This is a genomic window from Streptococcus parasanguinis (assembly GCF_015556095.1).
GTDB lineage: Bacteria > Bacillota > Bacilli > Lactobacillales > Streptococcaceae > Streptococcus > Streptococcus parasanguinis_Q.
In genome coordinates this window covers 71,412-87,758 of sequence record NZ_JADNLT010000005.1, presented here as the reverse complement: position 1 = coordinate 87,758, position 16,347 = coordinate 71,412, and the positions used below count along the sequence as shown (strand labels likewise).

Genomic DNA, 16,347 nt, shown 5'->3' with positions numbered 1-16,347 from the left:
AAAAAAATGAGGCTGGGACAAAAGTCCTAGCCTCTTAATTGTTTTTGGATTGTCGAGCAAGACGCAGTGGTTGAGTGGGCTCTACAACGCTGATTTCATCAGCTTTTACAGCCCTACTCAACTGTGCGGAGGTGGGACAACGAAATCGAATTCTAACGAATTACCGATTTCTGTCCCACTCTCATTTCTGTTTATTTGTGATCGTCCTACTTTGATTCTTCATTTCGTCTCAGACTAAAGTGGTCTGGCAGAGGGTCTGGTCCCGCTTGGGTACCAGGATGGCATCGCAAGATTCTCGCAACCCCCATCAAGACACCTTTCACACCAAAGCGTTCAATCGCTTGGATCATATAATTGGAACAGGTCGGTTGAAAGCGACAAGAAGGCGGAAATATGGGAGAGATCCATTTTTGATAGCCTCTGACCATAACAATCAGGATTTTTTTCATGATTTTTTAGATTTAGTCACTGCTAGATTGTGCAACTGGCTAATTTCTTTTTTGTTCAAGCGACGGTATTCACCCGGACGAAGTCCTGAGACGTCTAGGTTTCCAAACTGGGTTCGGGAGAGTTTGTCCACTAAAAGTCCTACAGCTTCAAACATCTTTTTGACCTGGTGGTTGCGCCCTTCATGAATGGTCAACTGAACCACTGAACGGTTCTTTTCAACATCCACTTTTAAGATCTCGTAAGTCGCTGGCTTGGTTTTCTTGCCATCAATGGTCACCCCTCGTGTTAAGGGACGCAAATTTTCCTTATTGGCAATCCCTTTGACACGCGCCACATAGACTTTATCAATTTCATTTCGCGGGTGAATCATCTCATCTGTAAAATCGCCATCATTGGTCAAAATCAAGACACCAGATGTATCCCAGTCCAAACGTCCTACTGGGTAGATGCGCTCTGGTACTTGAGATAAAAGGTCAACGACTGTTGTCCGTCCTTTATCATCCGATACACTAGAGATGACACCACGTGGCTTATTTAAAAGATAGTAGACCTTTTCTTCGTTATAGATTGGAGTCCCTTCTACTTCAACCTGATCACCGGTTTTAATGATAGTCGCTAATTCACGCACAACTTGGCCATTGACCGTCACCAAGCCTTGCTTGATCAGTTCTTCGGCCTTGCGACGACTAGCCACTCCTGCATGGGCAATATATTTATTAATTCTCATCTAGTTCCTCTGTTCTCTCTGAAAATAATTGACCTTCCTCTGGATCGATGTCCACTTCCTCAACCTTTGGCAATTCCTCCAAATGATTGATCCCCATATAATCCAAAAAATACTCCGTCGTGACATACAAATTAGGACGCCCGAGGACTTCTTTTTTTCCATCTTCGCGGATCAGATCAAATGACAGTAGTTTGGTAATGGCACCACTGGAATTAACGCCTCGAATATCATCGACCTCCACGCGGGTGATCGGTTGCTTATATGCAATGATTGACAAGGTTTCAAGGGCAGCCCGAGACAAGCTTTGGTTCATAGGCGTTCTAGAATAGTCTCGTAAAACCGAAGCGTAGTCTGCCTTTGTCACCAATTTATAACGGGAAGCTGTCTCCATCAAACACAGACTGGTATCTGTGTCCTCCTGGTATTTTTGGGCCAATTTTTCTAAACTTTGCACCACACCTGTTGGGGGTAAAGAGAGAAGATCTGCGATTTGTCTGGCAGTAATTCCTTCTTCACCCGCTACAAATAAGAGTGCTTCAATTTCAGCTAATTTGCTCATGTTCAATCCTATTTAAGTAAATTTCTCCAAAAGCCGTATCCTGTACCACTGTGACCTCTTGAATCTTGATTAATTCAAGGGTTGCAAGAAATAGGGTAATGATCTCTTGGAGATCCGCTGCTTCTAGAAACAAGTCCTGCAAGAGAACTTGTGAGCGATCGTGGAATCGGTGACGCAGCTGGTCCATCAGATCCTCAATCTTGTATTCATCCTTGACAATGGTTGTATGGTTCTGACGGAATTCTTCCTTTTTCTTGGTCAATAGTTTTGAGAAAGCCAAGAAGAGATCCACCGTGGTGCGATCATGAAGTAATTCGGTATCGTCATAGACCAATTCCATCTTCGGTTTCGAATAATAGAGGGCGCGCTCCTCGTGCTGCGAGGCCATCAACTCTCCTAATTGCTTGTAAGTACGGTACTCTTCCAATTGAGAAAGGAGGTCCTGCTCGAGATCCTCTGCTTCATCCATCTCCTCTGCGACCTTAGGAAGAAGTCTACGACTCTTGATCAGGGTTAGTTGACTAGCCATCAGCATGTATTCCCCTGCTACCTCTAATTTCATAGCCTGGAGAGTCGCCAGATAAGCCAGATACTGTTCGATCACCTCAATCAAGGGGACCTCATAGATATCCATCTGGTATTTAGAGACCAAGTGGAGCAAGAGGTCCAAAGGCCCTTCAAAATCTTTAATTTTAATATCCATTATTTATATTTTTCTAATGTCACCATGGTTTTTAGGCCCAATTCACGTGCAATACTAAAGAGATCCACACCGAGTTCACGTTGTTTCAAAATATACTGCTCACGAATCGATTGTGCCGAAAGGTCTTGGTTGCCTTTTTCGATCAAGAAGGCTTCTAATTGTCGGAATCCCCACTGACGAGAGTATGATTTTCCTTTATTATCAAAGAGATAGACACCATCGAGGAAGAGTTGCAACTCATCTAGTAAAGGCTCTGGAACTTTTAAAACCCGTTTTTGGCCATCTTTGCCCACTCGAATGACATGAAAGTCCAGCTGAATATCTTCTACCTTGACTTGGAGGATCTCACTTGGCAATAAGCCCATCTCCAGAATCAACAAGGCCATCAAGCGTCCCTGTGGGTTAGTTGATTCTTCCCAAAAATGGGTCAGATCCAACAATTCACGATCATGGGTCTTGGCCGGTTGAATTTTAGGCAAGACCAAACGATGGTATTCAGAAATAAAGCGTTCTTGATACAAATAATATAAAAATTGGTTAACAGCGGATAATTTTCGTTTTTGAACCGCCGGTTTAAAATCTTTAATCGAAGCTTGGTAAATTCTCAAATTCGTCGGTGTCACTTTTCCATGAATTGATTCAACAAATTGGTCCAAATCATAGAAATAGGCTGACTGAGAATTTTCACTTAGTTCTTTTTGATCAATAAAACTTGCAATAAATTCTTTCATTTTGGAATCATCTCGTATTCATTTGAAAAATTATGCATTAGCGAATTGATGGCTTTGAGGATCGATTTCCGCGTAATAATCCCTTGGAAATAACCTTCTTCATCCACCACTGATAAGAAGGAGTCATCCACCAACTTGTGAAGGACTTCTGTCAAATTGAAGTCTAAGCCGATGACCCCGACCTCCTTCTTTGCAACGTCTACGATATCCATCGAAGCAAAAGTCTCCTCAGGAATATCGTGTTTCAATTGATAAGATAGAATATCCGTTAGGGAGATCGTCCCCACAAACTTGCGTTCATCCGTCACTACCGGGATGCGACTATAGCTAATCTGGCTCAACAGCAAAACCGCATGGTCTACATTGTGGGTATCAATCAAGACCGCTAAATTTTTGGCAGGAGTTAAGAACGTCTCTTCCTGCTCCAGCAAGAAACGTTCAAATTCCTTTGCTATCATCTGCTAAACTCCTTTGTCAATTCAGGGTACAATTCATGATCTCGCGTATAATACTCTACCTTGAAGTTCGAATCGGTAATCTCTATCTTGGCATACAAACACTCGCGAATCAGACCACGAGGTTGGCTAACGGATCCAGGATTCACAAAGAGGGTTCTTCCTTCCTTCCAAGCATCTGGGATATGAAGGTGGCCGTATAGACAGATATCTGCTTCCTCCTCTTGGGCCCACAAATCCAATTTTTGAAAACTAAAATTGATCTGGAAAAGATGTCCGTGGGTCTGGATGATCCGTGTTGGCCCTAGTTGGGTCACCAAGCGTTCCGGATAGCCATCATAAAAATCCATATTTCCTTGGACAACGTGGATCCCTTCCCAGACAGGATCATCACTTTTTAGTTCAGAATCCCCATTGTGAAAGATCCCATCGACCTGGCCTAGGTATTTTTCTTTAATAGCTTCAACAATGGAGCGGTCTCCATGCGAGTCACTCATAACGATGATTGTTTGCTTTGCCATGATGGAAATACCTCCAATAACTTTTTAACAGCTAAAGCACGATGTGATTGTGTATTTTTTTCTTCTAGCGTTAATTCAGCAGCAGCACGGCCGGTTTCCCCAACTAAGAAGAGAGGGTCATAGCCAAAACCGTGTTCCCCTTTGGGCTCAAAATTAATATATCCTGGCCAATCTGCTTCCACCACTAGGCTTTCCTTGCCTGGTCTTGCAACCACCAAGGTCGTATGGAACTGAGCTGAACGATCTTTCAAATCAAAGACCATGGCCAATTCGTGCAACAATTTCGCATTGTTTTCCGCATCTGTCGCACCGACTCCCGCAAAACGAGCTGACCAAACTCCTGGTAAGCCTCCCAAGATATCTACCTTCAAACCTGAATCATCCGCTAAGACTGTTTTCCCAGTTAGCTCTGCAATCGTTTCAGCTTTTAGGCGGGCATTCTCTTCAAAGGTCAGACCTGTCTCTTCGACTTCTGGAAGCTCTGGGTATTGATTGAGATTTTCCACTTCAAAGCCCAGCTTTTCAAACATATTACGGAATTCTTTGGTTTTTCCCTCATTTCGAGTCGCAATGAGAATCGTATCTTTGACCTTGTCTTGACCCAAGAAGGCTTCCAAATCCACCCCGTCACTTGGCAAATGCAAATAGAGCAATTTCCCTTTTTCAACCAAGAGCAAGGCTCCTTGACGCTGTACGATTTCAAAAGCTCTTCCCTTGACTTCATTCAAGATTTCGGTCAAAAAGGTCAGAAAACGAAAGGCTGAACCATAGCGCATCACCGATAGATTGAGAGGGAATCCTTCAGGATCCTTGGCAAAGAGAAGTTCCAGCTGATCTAACAGAGTGGAAGCTTCCGCAGGCACTTGACTAAATTGGTTGTAGTCTGCATCTTCTCCCCATTGGGCAATATACCAATCTTGGGGATCTTTGTATTCAAATAGTTTGTCACTCATAAATTTACATGCTCCACATTCACTGAACGTTCTAGCCATTTTTCGGCAATCGCTGCAAAGCTATTGGCATTTGCAGTGGTATAAAAGCGGTGGGTCTGCTCTAAGAGTTCGCGACTCTTATTGAGCTCAAAATAGTTTAATAAAACGGAAACATCCCGAACACACTCTGCCCCACTATCAATCAATTTAACATCCGGTCCCATCACATTTTGAATGATCGGTTTTAAAAGGGGATAATGGGTGCATCCCAAGACTAAGGTATCAACCTTTCCAACTAGTGGTTTTAGGGTTTCGTAAACTACCTTTTTGGTCACACTGGATGCCAACTCGTTTGATTCCACTAGAGGAACAAACTTGGGACAAGCTAAACTGCTGACTTCCATGTCTGGTGCCAGACTTTGAATCTTCTCTTTATAAATTCCAGAAGAAACCGTCATTGGTGTCCCAATGACCCCAATTTTTTGATGGGTCGTCGATTTAATGGCTGCAGAAGCTCCGGGCAAGATCACTCCCAAAACGGGAATATCAAGTTTCTCCTTGACTTCTTCCCAAACAACTGCCGTCGCTGTATTACAGGCTAAGACAATCATCTTGACATTTTTGGTCAGAAGAAAGTTCACCATCTGCCAAGTATACTCGCGAATTTGGTCTGCTGGTCTAGGACCATAAGGTGCACGCGCTGAATCTCCAATATAGACGACATCTTCGTGAGGAAGCTGACGGAGCAATTCGCGGACAACAGTTAGGCCCCCTACGCCAGAATCTAAAAAACCAATCGGTCGGTTATCCATATCTCTTCCTTCCAAAAGGAGGGACTAAGAAATTCCTCCAAGCCCCTCTCATTTATTATCGTGAGATTGCCCCACTCTTATTTTTTCTTGCTTTTCGCCATTGCTGATTTTTGTTGGTTCACAATTTGGCGATAGACTTGTTGAACTTTTGCTTCGCTTGGACGTTGGCCGCTCGCACCTAAAAGCGTACGGACTGCTTCAACATTCAAACGTGGGTTTGATGCAAATTCTTTTTCAAATTGACGACGAAGCAAGAACATTCCTGCAACCATCCCACCAAAGAAAGCTAAAATAATCAACAAAATTCCTAAAAAGAGATTCATACAATTTTCTCCGATCCATTATTTTTACATAACTATCATTATATCAGACAATCGCTTATTTTTCAATGTCAAAGCCGTAGAGTGTCGCAAGATAATCTTCTGGTTTTTCTGCTCGACGAATCAAACGGGCCTGCCCATCTTCTTGAAGCAAAACTTCTGCCGAACGCAACTTGGCATTGTACTGATAGCCCATTGAAAATCCATGGGCTCCAGTGTCATGAATCACGAGCAAATCTCCAATCTCCGTCACGGGTAGTTCTCGTTGTTTGGCAAATTTATCGTTATTTTCACAAAGACTTCCCACGACATCGACCACTTCAGTCGGTTCCTCTGGACGATCCATATTGGTAATATGGTGATAAGCACCGTACATAGCCGGTCTAAGAAGGTTCACAGCTGAAGCATCAACCCCGACATAAGTCCGGTAAGTTTTCTTTTTATGCGTCACTCTGGTTACCAAGAGACCGTGTGAAGCTAGCATAAAGCGACCAAGCTCCGTATAGATTTTCACATGACCAAGTCCTGCCGGTTTGAGAATCGCATCAAAGACGCGGTGTACGCCCTCCCCAATAATGGCAATATCATTTGGTTCCTGCTCTGGCTTGTAATTGACCCCAACTCCACCAGAGAGGTTGATGAAGCCCAAGTGAACACCTGTTTTCTCGACGACTTCCACTGCCAATTCAAAAAGTTGACGCGCCAGCTCTGGATAGTAGTCGTTGGATACTGTATTAGAAGCTAACAAGGCGTGAATGCCAAGCTCTTCCACACCTAGTTCTTTCAACTCGATAAAAGCTTGGATCAATTGTTCCTTGGTCATGCCAAACTTAGCTTCTTCAGGATTGTCCATAATATCGGTTCCCAGTTCAAAAACTCCACCAGGATTATAGCGGCAAGAAATGACCTTGGGAATGCTAGTCACAGACTTCAAGAAAGCAATGTCTTCATAGGCGTCCAGATTGATCGTTGCCCCTAATTCTCTAGCATAGACAAATTCATCTGCTGGCGTATTGTTAGAAGAAAACATGATCTCTTTTCCACTAAAGCCCAGTTTATCCGCCATTAACAATTCGACATAGCTGGCAGTGTCGACACCACAGCCCTCTTCTTGCAAAATTTTTAGGATCGATGGGTTAGGAGTTGCCTTGATGGCAAAGTATTCCTTAAATCCTTCATTCCAAGCAAAAGCCTGATGGAGGGCACGAGCCGTTTCACGAATTCCTGCTTCATCATAGAGATGGAAAGGAGTAGGAAATTCTTGGGTCAGACTTTCTAATTGTTCACGGGTTACAAAAGGTGTTTTCATAAGCGCTCATTTCTATTCTTTAGTCACTATTAGTATAGCACAAGTCGGAAGACAAAAAAAGCCGAGGCAACTGCCCCAGCTCAATTACTCTTTGATTAGTCGTTTCTTCCGAAGATACGAAGAAGGCTGATAAAGAGGTTGATAAAATCAAGATAAAGTTCCAAAGCCATCGCTACTGCCCAGCCTGTAGCAGGTTGACCATTTGTTTGATCATAGACATAGCGAATCTTTTGGTTATCCCAAGCTGTCAATCCTGCAAAGAGGAAGACAGAGATAATACTCAAGATATAGTCCATTCCAGAACTTCTCAAGAACATGTTCACAACAGAAGCGATGATCACACCGATCAAGACTCCCATCAAGGCACGTCCCATTCCAGACAAGTCTTTTTTCACGACGCGTCCGATAGCTCCCATGACAATAAACATCAAGGCACTGACCAAGAAAGCTTTATAGACAGTCGCTTGCATGTAGCGAGCAATGATAAAGCTCAAGGTAAAGCCATTCAAAGCTGAGTAGATCAAGAAGATCGGAAGAGCAGACGGGCTATTTTTAACAGCCTTCCCACTTGCAACAAAGACCAAGATCAATTCTACAACCACTGCTGCGTAGTAAACCATTGGTGCGGTTGTCAAGATTTGTACGAAGAAGTCTTGAAAGACTGTCATCATCAGGCCAGAGACAAGGGCTGAAATCCCAACACCGATCCCAACTAATGAGTAGATTTTGTTATAAAAAGCATTCAATCCACTTTGTTCTTGGATTACTGAATCATTATACATATTAACAAGTTCCTTTCAAATTTGTTTACTACGATTTTAACATTTTTCGATGAAAAAATCTCCTTTTAGCCATCTTTTTACGCCATGGTTCTGAAGCTTCTTTAACAGCCCAAGTATTATCCACCATGGTCACTACGAAGGATTCTTTGTAGCGAGGCGGAGCAAGGGTAGCTCCCCACATGTGTTTAATAATGATGTCTTCTTCCTTGGCATTGAGATCTGTGATCTTTCGTGCATTTCTCACGGCAATGCGGGGATGGATCCAGGCGTGACTTTTCGTAAACTTGGTCTCGCGCCAATCATAGTAAAAGAGGTCATGCAAGAGGCCACCCCGAGCCGTACTTTTGGCATCCCAACCAAATTTTTTAGCCAGTTTATAACTGGTATAGCTCACATGAATGGAATGCTCCAAACGATTGGAATGAATATGGTGGGGAATGTCGGCTAATTTTTGAACCTTAGGATGCTGGATCAGATGGCCTACATAGGTCATGTATTCTTTGTCACGATGATATTGCATAAGATAACCACCTTTCGTTGATAAGCTCTCCCAATAAGATCTCCATCAACTTCTTCTTACAGGTTAAGTATACTTCTTTTTCTCAAAATTTCCTTAAAGAAAACATCAAAATTCCTGCTGCCACTGCAACATTTAAACTCTCTGCCCGACCTGGCATGGGAATATGAACCAGCTGGTCTGCTTGTGCCGCCATTTCCTGGCTGATGCCATTTCCTTCATTCCCCATAACCAGGATAAACTGATCGGTCTGAGAAAGCTGACGGTAGTCAATGGAAGCTTCTGAAAGCGTCGTTGCGAGAACTGCTAGATGAGAGTGCGCAGCTCGTTCCAATAGTTCTTCTCGATCCAGTTTCCAGATAGGAATATGGAAATGACTGCCCTGCATGGATCGAAGGGTCTTGAGACTGTATAGATCAGCGGAGGCTTTCGAAAGCATGACGCCATCAAAACCTGCTGCATCTGCTGTTCGAATCATCGTCCCTACATTGCCAGGATCCTGTACATCCTCCAAATAGAGGAATCGCCCTTGTAGCTGATCCGGAAGCTCTGGCTGCTCTAGAAGAATCTCTGCGACAATCCCTTGAGGAGTCTTCGAATCTGCCAAGAGGCTTAAGATCTCCGGAGTCACGATAGTGACTTTTTGGATGTCCTCTACCCGGTCTAAATAGGCTTCTAAAACAAAGACCTGTTGAATCTTCGCTTGATTTTCTACTGCCTCTTCAAACAGATGCCAGCCTTCAATGAGATAAGAATCTGTCCGGTATTTTTTTTGATGTAATTTTTTTGCATTTTTGATTACATTATTGGATTTAGACGTTATAATATTCATAGAACTATTATAGCACAAAGAAAAAGAAGAAATCATACCTCAGATAGATTTCTTCGAGTCAAGGAGGTCGCACATGCAAAAGGTAAAAATGATTGCCCAAGGACGGGTTCAAGGGGTTGGCTTTCGCTGGGGAGTCTACAGTCTTGCTTTAGAGATCGGTGGGATCACTGGCCGTGTCTGGAATAATGACGACGGAACAGTTGGCATTCTGGCCCAGGCAGAGTCTAGTAGCCAAATGGCCAAATTCATCCAAGAAATTCGCAAAGGTCCTACGCCTTTTGCGCATGTGACTTATTTAGATGTTACGCTCGCAAACTTTGAAAACTATACAGACTTCAAAATTGCAAATTAAGACTAGAGAACTATTGTGTATTTTCAAAAAAAACAGTAGAATAGAAAGGTAACATTAAAAAAAAGAAGGAACTATTTGTGAAAAAAAATAAACTTGCATTACTTGCATCGATGGGACTAGCTTCGCTTGTCTTCTTATCAGGATGCGTGAGTGTCGATCGGAAAACTGGAAATCCGACTGGATTGATCTGGAATCTTCTTGGCCGTCCAATGGGCGAAGCCATCAAATTCTTTGCCAACAACCTTGGCTTAGGCTTTGGGATCGGGATTATTATCGTCACCTTGATCGTACGGTTAATCATCTTGCCACTTGGTTTGTACCAATCATGGAAGGCAACCTACCAATCTGAAAAGATGAACTACTTAAAACCTATCCTTGGGCCAATCCAAGAGCGCATGAAGAACGCTAGCACACAAGAAGAAAAGCTATTGGCGCAACAGGAATTAATGGCTGCTCAACGTGAAAATGGAGTTAGCATGTTTGGTGGAGTTGGGTGTTTGCCACTCTTGATCCAAATGCCATTCTTCTCAGCTCTCTTCTTTGCAGCTCAGCACACCAAAGGGGTAGCAGATAGTAGCTTCCTTGGCATTGCTCTCGGCAAACCAAGCTTGCTCTTGACAGCGATCGTAGCAGTTCTTTACTATATCCAAAGTATGCTTTCTCTTCATGGAATTGAAGATGAAACCCAAAAGGAAAGCATGCGCAAAGCATCACTGATGAGTCCGATTATGATCGGTGTCTTCTCATTGATCTCCTCAGCCGGAGTGACTCTTTACTGGGTAGTCGGTGGGGTGATCCAAATTATCCAACAATTTGTCATCAACTACTTGATTCGTCCAAATCTTCGCAAACGAGTCGCTGAGGAATACAAAAACAATCCTCCTAAAGCGACTAGTCACCGCGTGAAAAAAGATGTCACACCTACTGCAACGACACAAATCCAACACAAACCAAAAAACAACCGCAATGCAGGAAAACAACGCAATAGAAAGTAGTACAAACTACTAATTCTAGCGGTATACAGTAGCACTTGAACCCAAGGTTCAAGTGCTTTTTTTGATATCGTTCAGTCAGCAAAGAATTTTCACTCTCACAAAAAGATTAAGAGCACAAAAAAACAAGCCCTCTTGGAGGGCTTGCGTTTTATAGTTACGCTGTTTTTTCTACGTTCAAAATTTTCACTTGGTAGCTCCCAGCTGGTGTCTCAACCGTGACAACGTCACCTGTCTTCTTACCAATCAAAGCGTGACCGATTGGGCTTTCGTTAGAAATCTTTCCTGCAAAGGCATCTGCCCCTGCTGAACCAACGATGCTGTATACTTCTTCATCTGTTTCGCCAACTTCTTGAACTGTAACGGTTTTTCCGATCGCTACTTCGTCTACTGCAACAGCGTCACTATCGACGATTTCTGCATAACGGATTTTTGTTTCCAAGCTAGAGATTTGACCTTCCACAAAAGCTTGTTCATCTTTTGCCGCTTCATACTCAGAGTTTTCTGAGAGGTCACCATATGAACGAGCGATCTTAATCCGTTCCACCACTTCAGGTCGACGGACCAATTTCAATTCTTCTAATTCTTGTTCCAATTTTTCTTTTTCTGCTAGGGTCATTGGGTATGTTTTTTCTGCCATTATTCTTCTCTTTCTATTATTTGAATGAAAAAGCTGTGGACGCGCCACATGCTTTTTCTAGTTTGAACTTGCTTGTGTCAATTTACTATTGACGTGTTCTTCAACATTTTTATTGTGTTCTTCGTATGTCTTAGCGAAGAAAACTTCACCATTTTCGACATTTGCGACAAAATACAAGTAATCGGTCTTACTTGGGTTCACCGCCGCTTCGATCGCTGATACTCCAGGGTTATCCACTGGGCCAGGCATCAAGCCGGTATTCTTATAAATATTATAAGGTGAATCCAGCTCTGTATTGATCGTTGCATCTTCTTTTAAGGTCGTCTTTTGACCAAGTTTCCCTTCTGCATAAAGAATTGCAATATTACTTTGCAAAGGCATGTCTTGGTTCAAACGGTTATAGAAGACACTCGCGATATCTTTGCGGTCCTGATCCGTCGCCCCTTCTTTTTCAACCAAGGAAGCAAGAGTCAATACTTCGTTTACATTGATATTCTTGCTCTCAAGTGTTTCATAGTATGGGCTTAAGTTTTGATCCATTGCCGCAAGCATCTGATCGATCATCTCTTTCACTGTGGTATCTTTCCCATAGTTATAAGTAGCTGGGAAGAGATAACCTTCTAAACGGTAGCGAACACCAGAATCCTTACTTGGCAGATTCGCCAAGAGCTTAGGATATTTGGCCACCATCTTCTCAATAAAGGCATCGTCTTGGACAGCCTTCAAGAAATCTTCTTTCTTAAATGGAGTCTTGCCGGCCTTCTTTGTGGAGACATCGGTGGTGATAGCCGTCGCAATCTGATCGATCGTATAACCTTCTGGAATCGTCACCTTCCCAAGAACTGGAGCCTGAGGAGTTTTGGTACCCTCTTCTTGCAGTTTTTGGATGATGGTTTCTAGATCCATGCTCTTTTGCAAATTGAAGTAACCGGATTTGAAATTGCTATAGTTCTTGAACTTGGTATAGTAGTTAAAGAACTGACCATTTTTCACGAGTCCTTTTTTCTCAAGGATCGCGCCAATCTCACGATTACTTGAACCTGCTGGAATCTCAACCGTCACGAATTCTGTTGCATTTTTATCCATTGGCTTGACAGCTGAATGGATATAGGTCGCTGCAAAGATCCCTGTAGCCACGATCACAATCAGCAAAAGGCTGACCACTGTCCGCACAATTCGTTTAGCGATTTTATTTTGTTTCTTTTGTTTTTGTTGGCGCTGGTTACGAGAAGAGCGCGATAAGCTTTCCTCTACCGGTTCCTGACTTGGTTCTTTTATAAAAGGCTTTGTGGACTCACTCTTTTCTTCTACAATAGGAGTCGCCTTTTCTGGCTCCACTGGTATTTCTGTGGAAGCCACAACAGCTTCTTCTTTTGGAGGTGGTGTTGCTTCTTCCTCCTCTTTCAGTGAAGAAGGGGTTTCAATGCTTCGATCAGGTAGATCATACTCTTTTTCGATCTTTAGAAGTTGCTCATTTGCCTCTTCTAAGTCTCTGAGGATCTGCTCTTTGAAGCTTAATAACTTCTCACTGTCTTGTGATTTATCAGTCAAATAATTGACCTCCCTCATCATAATCCTTAATATTATATCTTAAAAGATTTAGAAAAGCAATACAAATCGCCCTTCTTCTTCAAAATACCTATTTAATCAAGGTTTTCATTTTCCCAGACCAGATTATACCAAACTTCACCCGCATATTGGGATTTCGAAAGACCTTCATTGGTGAATCCTTGCTTCTCGTAATAGGGAATCAAATAATCATGACAGGTTAGATTGATCCCTTGACGATGATCTTTCACCGCAATCTCTTTGAGCGCATCAAGCAAGAGGGTTCCAACCCCTAGCCCTTGGGCTTCTTTGGCAATGGATAGACTCGTAATGGAAATAAAACCCTGTTCTAGATGGCTTAGATCTTCAACCTTTGAAAAAGAGGAATCGATCAAATAGCGCTCCGGTCTAACAGGTCCTTCTAAGTACCCTAAAATCTGACCTTGGCACTCTGCTACAAGAAAAGTCGCTTGAATCTTTTCAATGTGATCTTTTAAAATCTCACGCGCAATTGCTTCTTCTTCTGAGAAATTCTCAAGCTCAATGTGCTCGATGGCATCCAAATCCTGCAGCTCTGCTTGTCTAATGTGAATTTTTTTTTTCATCATTTACTCTTTCTACCGTTTCCAAACCATATGGACACCTTGATCAGACTCAGCATTATCTCGAAATCCTTGCTGGGCAAAGTAAGAAAGTAAATCTTCTGAACAATCGATCCAAATGACTTCCTTTTCCTTTTGAACAGCTACATCTTTTAAAGCAGCGATCAGAATCGCACCATATCCTTGACCTTGAAAGGCAGGCCTCACTGCTAATCGCAATACGATGAGGTCCCCCTTTAAATGATGGTCTTCTGTCGCCAACAAGTAAGCCACAGTATCGCCACCCTGCTCTGCAAGCAAAGAAATGGCTTCCTTCGAACCTAGCGCTTCCTCAAGAGTAGCCCTGTGCTCCTTTCCTTCATTGTCATGAAGTTCTTCTTCTAGCAATAACAGCTGTTCTTGATCAGCCAAGGTGATTTGTCGAATCATCATCCTGCTCTCCTCATTTCATGATTCTTCAGCGGACAGATAAATTTGAGTCCGGAACCAATCGATTCCAGACTCAATCATCTCTTTATTGGACACTATGTGTCAAACTAGATAATAAACGCTCAAATGAGTATTCATAGGTTTGAATATCTCCAGCTCCCATAAAGACATAGACCGCATTGTCATGGTCAAGAAGAGGAGAAACATTCTCAGCTGTAATAATAGCTGAACGTTTGACAATTTTTGCTTCCAAATCTTCAACCTTCACATCTCCGTGATCGACTTCCCGTGCAGAACCATAGATCTGTGCCAAGTAAACAGCATCTGCTTGATTCAAAGCTTCAGCAAATTCATCTAAGAGGGCAATGGTCCGTGTAAAGGTGTGTGGTTGGAAAATGGCCACAATCTCTTTACTTGGGTATTTTTGACGGGCCGCATCCAAGGTTGCAATAATTTCCGTTGGATGGTGCGCAAAGTCATCGATGATCACTGTTCCATTGACTACTTTTTCAGTAAAGCGACGTTTCACTCCAGCAAAGGTCTTCAAATGCTCGCGGACTAAATCTAAATCAAATCCTGCAATGTAAAGCAAACCAATGACTGCTGTAGCATTCATGATGTTGTGACGACCAAATGTTGGGATATGGAATTGCCCCAAATCTTCTCCACGGAAATGAACGTTGAAGGTTGAACCTGTCGTTGAGCGAAGCAAGTTGCTTGCCACAAAATCGTTCGTCTCCTTATCAAAACCATAGTAATAAATTGGTGCTGATGAGGTAATCCGACGCAATTCTTTGTCTTCTCCGTAGATGAAGAGGCCCTTACTGATTTGTTTGGCATAATCGTTAAAAGCATTAAAGACATCTTCCAAGCTCGTGAAATAGTCTGGATGGTCGAAGTCAATATTGGTGATGATGCTGTATTCAGGATGGTAAGGCATAAAGTGGCGTTCATACTCATCTGATTCAAAGACAAAGTATTTGGCTGCTGCAGAGCCACGACCTGTCCCGTCACCAATCAAATAACTGGTGTCAGTGATATTTGATAAGACGTGAGAAAGCATCCCTGTTGTCGAGGTTTTTCCGTGTGCTCCGGCAACCCCCATGCTGACGAAGTCACGCATAAATTCACCAAGGAATTCATGGTAGCGTTTATAAGTTAGGCCATGCTCATCTGCATAAGCAATTTCCACATTGTTATCTGGACGGAAAGCATTCCCGGCAATGAGGATCTTGTCGCCTTCCAAATTTTTCACATCAAATGGATAAATTTGAATTCCTACTTGTTCCAAGCCACGTTGCGTAAAGTAATACTTCTCAACATCTGACCCTTGAACCGTATGTCCCATTTGGTGAAGCATGAGGGCTAAAGCACTCATCCCTGCTCCTTTAATTCCAATAAAATGGTATGTATTAGACATGTTTTCTCCTTATTCTTGATCTAGATGGGTTAAATCCAATTCTTGTTTGATTGGCTGTGGTTTCAACTTGTGCTGATCTTTATTGTATATTTGGCTAGTCTTTAAGAAATCATAATTGTTTTTCTTTTCAGTCGGTTCTGCCACTTCTGGTTCTCCTGCAGATTCGAACTCTGCAAGGATCAACTGATCTTGTCGTAATCGTTTGCTATATTTCAATAATTCACCCGGATTTTCCTTTTGGAAGGGAGCCGTTGGCTGACCAGGTTTTCGTTCAGAAATAAATGGTTTTTTCCGTTTACTTGTAGTAGCTGCTGGATCCGTTGTCAGATAGGGAGCTGTGCGTTTCTTTTTCAGATCTTCACGAGCGCGCTCTCTCGCTTCCTCTGCATAACGATTGGCTGGGCTTTTTTTATCAATCGGCTCTTTAAAATCAGGTTTTCTTACTGGCCGTCTTTTCGGTAGGGGCTCTTCTAATGGTTGGTGGTAAGGATGCTTAGGTTTGGTATTTTCAGCAATCGGTTGCCATTCCAAATAATTTTTATCCACATAGTCGCCTGTAATGTTACTAATCAAGTCTGTTTCATCATACAGGTTCATGTGGGGCATCTCTGTTAACATCAACTCATTATCCCCTACTTGAGGAAAATATTTTTCTGTCATGCTTTCTTCCTTTCGACACTCCATTAATTATAAACTATTCACAGAATTTTTCAA

At 42.6% G+C, this 16,347-nt stretch carries 22 protein-coding genes; 2 read left to right on the top strand and 20 right to left on the bottom strand.

The window, feature by feature from the left end:
- Positions 1-206 precede the first annotated feature (206 nt).
- The 14 genes from yidD to I2E70_RS06450 form a co-directional block, all read right to left on the bottom strand.
- Positions 207-449 carry a membrane protein insertion efficiency factor YidD gene (gene yidD, locus I2E70_RS06515; protein ID WP_195424084.1) on the bottom strand — a complete coding sequence of 81 codons (243 nt, stop codon included), beginning with the start codon at positions 447-449 and terminating at the stop codon, positions 207-209.
- Entirely contained in the window at positions 446-1,177 is a 732-nt protein-coding gene (locus I2E70_RS06510) for a pseudouridine synthase (protein ID WP_013904014.1), read from the bottom strand. The genes yidD and I2E70_RS06510 overlap by 4 nt, the downstream gene beginning before the upstream one ends.
- Positions 1,167-1,736 carry an SMC-Scp complex subunit ScpB gene (gene scpB, locus I2E70_RS06505; protein ID WP_003017403.1) on the bottom strand — a complete coding sequence of 190 codons (570 nt, stop codon included), beginning with the start codon at positions 1,734-1,736 and terminating at the stop codon, positions 1,167-1,169. The genes I2E70_RS06510 and scpB overlap by 11 nt, the downstream gene beginning before the upstream one ends.
- Positions 1,720-2,439 (bottom strand): segregation/condensation protein A, encoded by a 720-nt coding sequence (locus tag I2E70_RS06500; protein WP_195424082.1) that lies wholly within the window; start codon positions 2,437-2,439, stop codon positions 1,720-1,722. The genes scpB and I2E70_RS06500 overlap by 17 nt, the downstream gene beginning before the upstream one ends.
- A complete protein-coding gene (xerD, locus tag I2E70_RS06495) occupies positions 2,439-3,170 on the bottom strand; it encodes a site-specific tyrosine recombinase XerD (protein ID WP_003017353.1) in 732 nt (243 codons plus the stop codon). The genes I2E70_RS06500 and xerD overlap by 1 nt, the downstream gene beginning before the upstream one ends.
- Entirely contained in the window at positions 3,167-3,628 is a 462-nt protein-coding gene (gene cbpB / locus I2E70_RS06490) for a cyclic-di-AMP-binding protein CbpB (protein ID WP_118396615.1), read from the bottom strand. Before cbpB ends, xerD begins: the two co-directional genes overlap by 4 nt.
- On the bottom strand, positions 3,625-4,146 hold the full coding sequence (locus tag I2E70_RS06485) for a metallophosphoesterase (RefSeq protein WP_003008356.1): 522 nt from the start codon (positions 4,144-4,146) through the stop codon (positions 3,625-3,627). Before I2E70_RS06485 ends, cbpB begins: the two co-directional genes overlap by 4 nt.
- Positions 4,119-5,099 (bottom strand): nucleoside-triphosphate diphosphatase, encoded by a 981-nt coding sequence (locus tag I2E70_RS06480; protein WP_003005496.1) that lies wholly within the window; start codon positions 5,097-5,099, stop codon positions 4,119-4,121. The genes I2E70_RS06485 and I2E70_RS06480 overlap by 28 nt, the downstream gene beginning before the upstream one ends.
- Positions 5,096-5,890, bottom strand: coding sequence for a glutamate racemase (gene racE / locus I2E70_RS06475; protein WP_118396613.1), 795 nt, complete (start codon positions 5,888-5,890; stop codon positions 5,096-5,098). Before racE ends, I2E70_RS06480 begins: the two co-directional genes overlap by 4 nt.
- 77 nt (positions 5,891-5,967) lie before the next feature.
- Positions 5,968-6,213, bottom strand: a complete 246-nt coding sequence (locus tag I2E70_RS06470; RefSeq protein WP_049492475.1) for a YneF family protein — start codon at positions 6,211-6,213, stop codon at positions 5,968-5,970.
- Positions 6,214-6,268: 55 nt separating this feature from the next.
- On the bottom strand, positions 6,269-7,519 hold the full coding sequence (locus tag I2E70_RS06465) for a diaminopimelate decarboxylase (protein ID WP_195424079.1): 1,251 nt from the start codon (positions 7,517-7,519) through the stop codon (positions 6,269-6,271).
- Between the two features lie 95 nt (positions 7,520-7,614).
- Positions 7,615-8,301: a Bax inhibitor-1/YccA family protein gene (locus tag I2E70_RS06460; RefSeq protein ID WP_003008369.1), complete on the bottom strand. Its 687-nt coding sequence runs from the start codon at positions 8,299-8,301 to the stop codon at positions 7,615-7,617.
- 28 nt (positions 8,302-8,329) lie between these two features.
- Complete coding sequence (locus tag I2E70_RS06455) at positions 8,330-8,821, bottom strand: HDIG domain-containing metalloprotein (protein ID WP_195424071.1); 492 nt, start codon at positions 8,819-8,821, stop codon at positions 8,330-8,332.
- Positions 8,822-8,903: 82 nt separating this feature from the next.
- Positions 8,904-9,650, bottom strand: a complete 747-nt coding sequence (locus I2E70_RS06450) for a TrmH family RNA methyltransferase (protein ID WP_195424068.1) — start codon at positions 9,648-9,650, stop codon at positions 8,904-8,906.
- Positions 9,651-9,723: 73 nt separating this feature from the next.
- Here I2E70_RS06450 and I2E70_RS06445 point away from each other — a divergent pair, with 73 nt between their 5' ends.
- Together I2E70_RS06445 and yidC are read left to right on the top strand one after the other, a co-directional pair.
- A complete protein-coding gene (locus I2E70_RS06445) occupies positions 9,724-10,002 on the top strand; it encodes an acylphosphatase (protein ID WP_023918900.1) in 279 nt (92 codons plus the stop codon).
- A 77-nt stretch (positions 10,003-10,079) separates the two neighbouring features.
- Positions 10,080-10,997, top strand: a complete 918-nt coding sequence (yidC, locus tag I2E70_RS06440; RefSeq protein WP_003008377.1) for a membrane protein insertase YidC — start codon at positions 10,080-10,082, stop codon at positions 10,995-10,997.
- Between the two features lie 154 nt (positions 10,998-11,151).
- On the opposite strand, the gene greA is transcribed toward yidC, so the two are convergent.
- From greA to I2E70_RS06410, 6 genes are all read right to left on the bottom strand, one after another.
- Complete coding sequence (gene greA / locus I2E70_RS06435) at positions 11,152-11,634, bottom strand: transcription elongation factor GreA (RefSeq protein WP_003005389.1); 483 nt, start codon at positions 11,632-11,634, stop codon at positions 11,152-11,154.
- A 57-nt stretch (positions 11,635-11,691) separates the two neighbouring features.
- A complete protein-coding gene (mltG, locus tag I2E70_RS06430; protein ID WP_195424065.1) occupies positions 11,692-13,206 on the bottom strand; it encodes an endolytic transglycosylase MltG in 1,515 nt (504 codons plus the stop codon).
- Positions 13,207-13,277: 71 nt separating this feature from the next.
- A complete protein-coding gene (locus tag I2E70_RS06425; protein WP_182448473.1) occupies positions 13,278-13,787 on the bottom strand; it encodes a GNAT family N-acetyltransferase in 510 nt (169 codons plus the stop codon).
- Between the two features lie 12 nt (positions 13,788-13,799).
- Positions 13,800-14,216: a GNAT family N-acetyltransferase gene (locus tag I2E70_RS06420; protein WP_118396606.1), complete on the bottom strand. Its 417-nt coding sequence runs from the start codon at positions 14,214-14,216 to the stop codon at positions 13,800-13,802.
- Between the two features lie 82 nt (positions 14,217-14,298).
- A complete protein-coding gene (gene murC / locus I2E70_RS06415; RefSeq protein ID WP_024054775.1) occupies positions 14,299-15,633 on the bottom strand; it encodes a UDP-N-acetylmuramate--L-alanine ligase in 1,335 nt (444 codons plus the stop codon).
- Positions 15,634-15,642: 9 nt separating this feature from the next.
- Positions 15,643-16,293, bottom strand: a complete 651-nt coding sequence (locus tag I2E70_RS06410; RefSeq protein WP_003017389.1) for a hypothetical protein — start codon at positions 16,291-16,293, stop codon at positions 15,643-15,645.
- Positions 16,294-16,347: the final 54 nt, after the last annotated feature.

Excerpts from the sequence above, each read along its gene's own strand:
- cbpB (WP_118396615.1), bottom strand. The coding sequence starts at position 3,628 with ATGATAGCAAAGGAATTTGAACGTTTCTTGCTGGAGCAGGAAGAGACG.
- yidD (WP_195424084.1), bottom strand. The coding sequence starts at position 449 with ATGAAAAAAATCCTGATTGTTATGGTCAGAGGCTATCAAAAATGGATC.
- xerD (WP_003017353.1), bottom strand. The coding sequence starts at position 3,170 with ATGAAAGAATTTATTGCAAGTTTTATTGATCAAAAAGAACTAAGTGAA.
- I2E70_RS06510 (WP_013904014.1), bottom strand. The coding sequence starts at position 1,177 with ATGAGAATTAATAAATATATTGCCCATGCAGGAGTGGCTAGTCGTCGC.
- I2E70_RS06500 (WP_195424082.1), bottom strand. The coding sequence starts at position 2,439 with ATGGATATTAAAATTAAAGATTTTGAAGGGCCTTTGGACCTCTTGCTC.
- I2E70_RS06465 (WP_195424079.1), bottom strand. The coding sequence starts at position 7,519 with ATGAAAACACCTTTTGTAACCCGTGAACAATTAGAAAGTCTGACCCAA.
- I2E70_RS06470 (WP_049492475.1), bottom strand. The coding sequence starts at position 6,213 with ATGAATCTCTTTTTAGGAATTTTGTTGATTATTTTAGCTTTCTTTGGT.
- I2E70_RS06425 (WP_182448473.1), bottom strand. The coding sequence starts at position 13,787 with ATGAAAAAAAAAATTCACATTAGACAAGCAGAGCTGCAGGATTTGGAT.
- I2E70_RS06450 (WP_195424068.1), bottom strand. The coding sequence starts at position 9,650 with ATGAATATTATAACGTCTAAATCCAATAATGTAATCAAAAATGCAAAA.
- murC (WP_024054775.1), bottom strand. The coding sequence starts at position 15,633 with ATGTCTAATACATACCATTTTATTGGAATTAAAGGAGCAGGGATGAGT.
- mltG (WP_195424065.1), bottom strand. The coding sequence starts at position 13,206 with ATGATGAGGGAGGTCAATTATTTGACTGATAAATCACAAGACAGTGAG.
- I2E70_RS06480 (WP_003005496.1), bottom strand. The coding sequence starts at position 5,099 with ATGAGTGACAAACTATTTGAATACAAAGATCCCCAAGATTGGTATATT.
- I2E70_RS06420 (WP_118396606.1), bottom strand. The coding sequence starts at position 14,216 with ATGATGATTCGACAAATCACCTTGGCTGATCAAGAACAGCTGTTATTG.
- I2E70_RS06485 (WP_003008356.1), bottom strand. The coding sequence starts at position 4,146 with ATGGCAAAGCAAACAATCATCGTTATGAGTGACTCGCATGGAGACCGC.
- I2E70_RS06410 (WP_003017389.1), bottom strand. The coding sequence starts at position 16,293 with ATGACAGAAAAATATTTTCCTCAAGTAGGGGATAATGAGTTGATGTTA.
- racE (WP_118396613.1), bottom strand. The coding sequence starts at position 5,890 with ATGGATAACCGACCGATTGGTTTTTTAGATTCTGGCGTAGGGGGCCTA.
- I2E70_RS06460 (WP_003008369.1), bottom strand. The coding sequence starts at position 8,301 with ATGTATAATGATTCAGTAATCCAAGAACAAAGTGGATTGAATGCTTTT.
- scpB (WP_003017403.1), bottom strand. The coding sequence starts at position 1,736 with ATGAGCAAATTAGCTGAAATTGAAGCACTCTTATTTGTAGCGGGTGAA.
- I2E70_RS06445 (WP_023918900.1), top strand. The coding sequence starts at position 9,724 with ATGCAAAAGGTAAAAATGATTGCCCAAGGACGGGTTCAAGGGGTTGGC.
- I2E70_RS06455 (WP_195424071.1), bottom strand. The coding sequence starts at position 8,821 with ATGCAATATCATCGTGACAAAGAATACATGACCTATGTAGGCCATCTG.
- greA (WP_003005389.1), bottom strand. The coding sequence starts at position 11,634 with ATGGCAGAAAAAACATACCCAATGACCCTAGCAGAAAAAGAAAAATTG.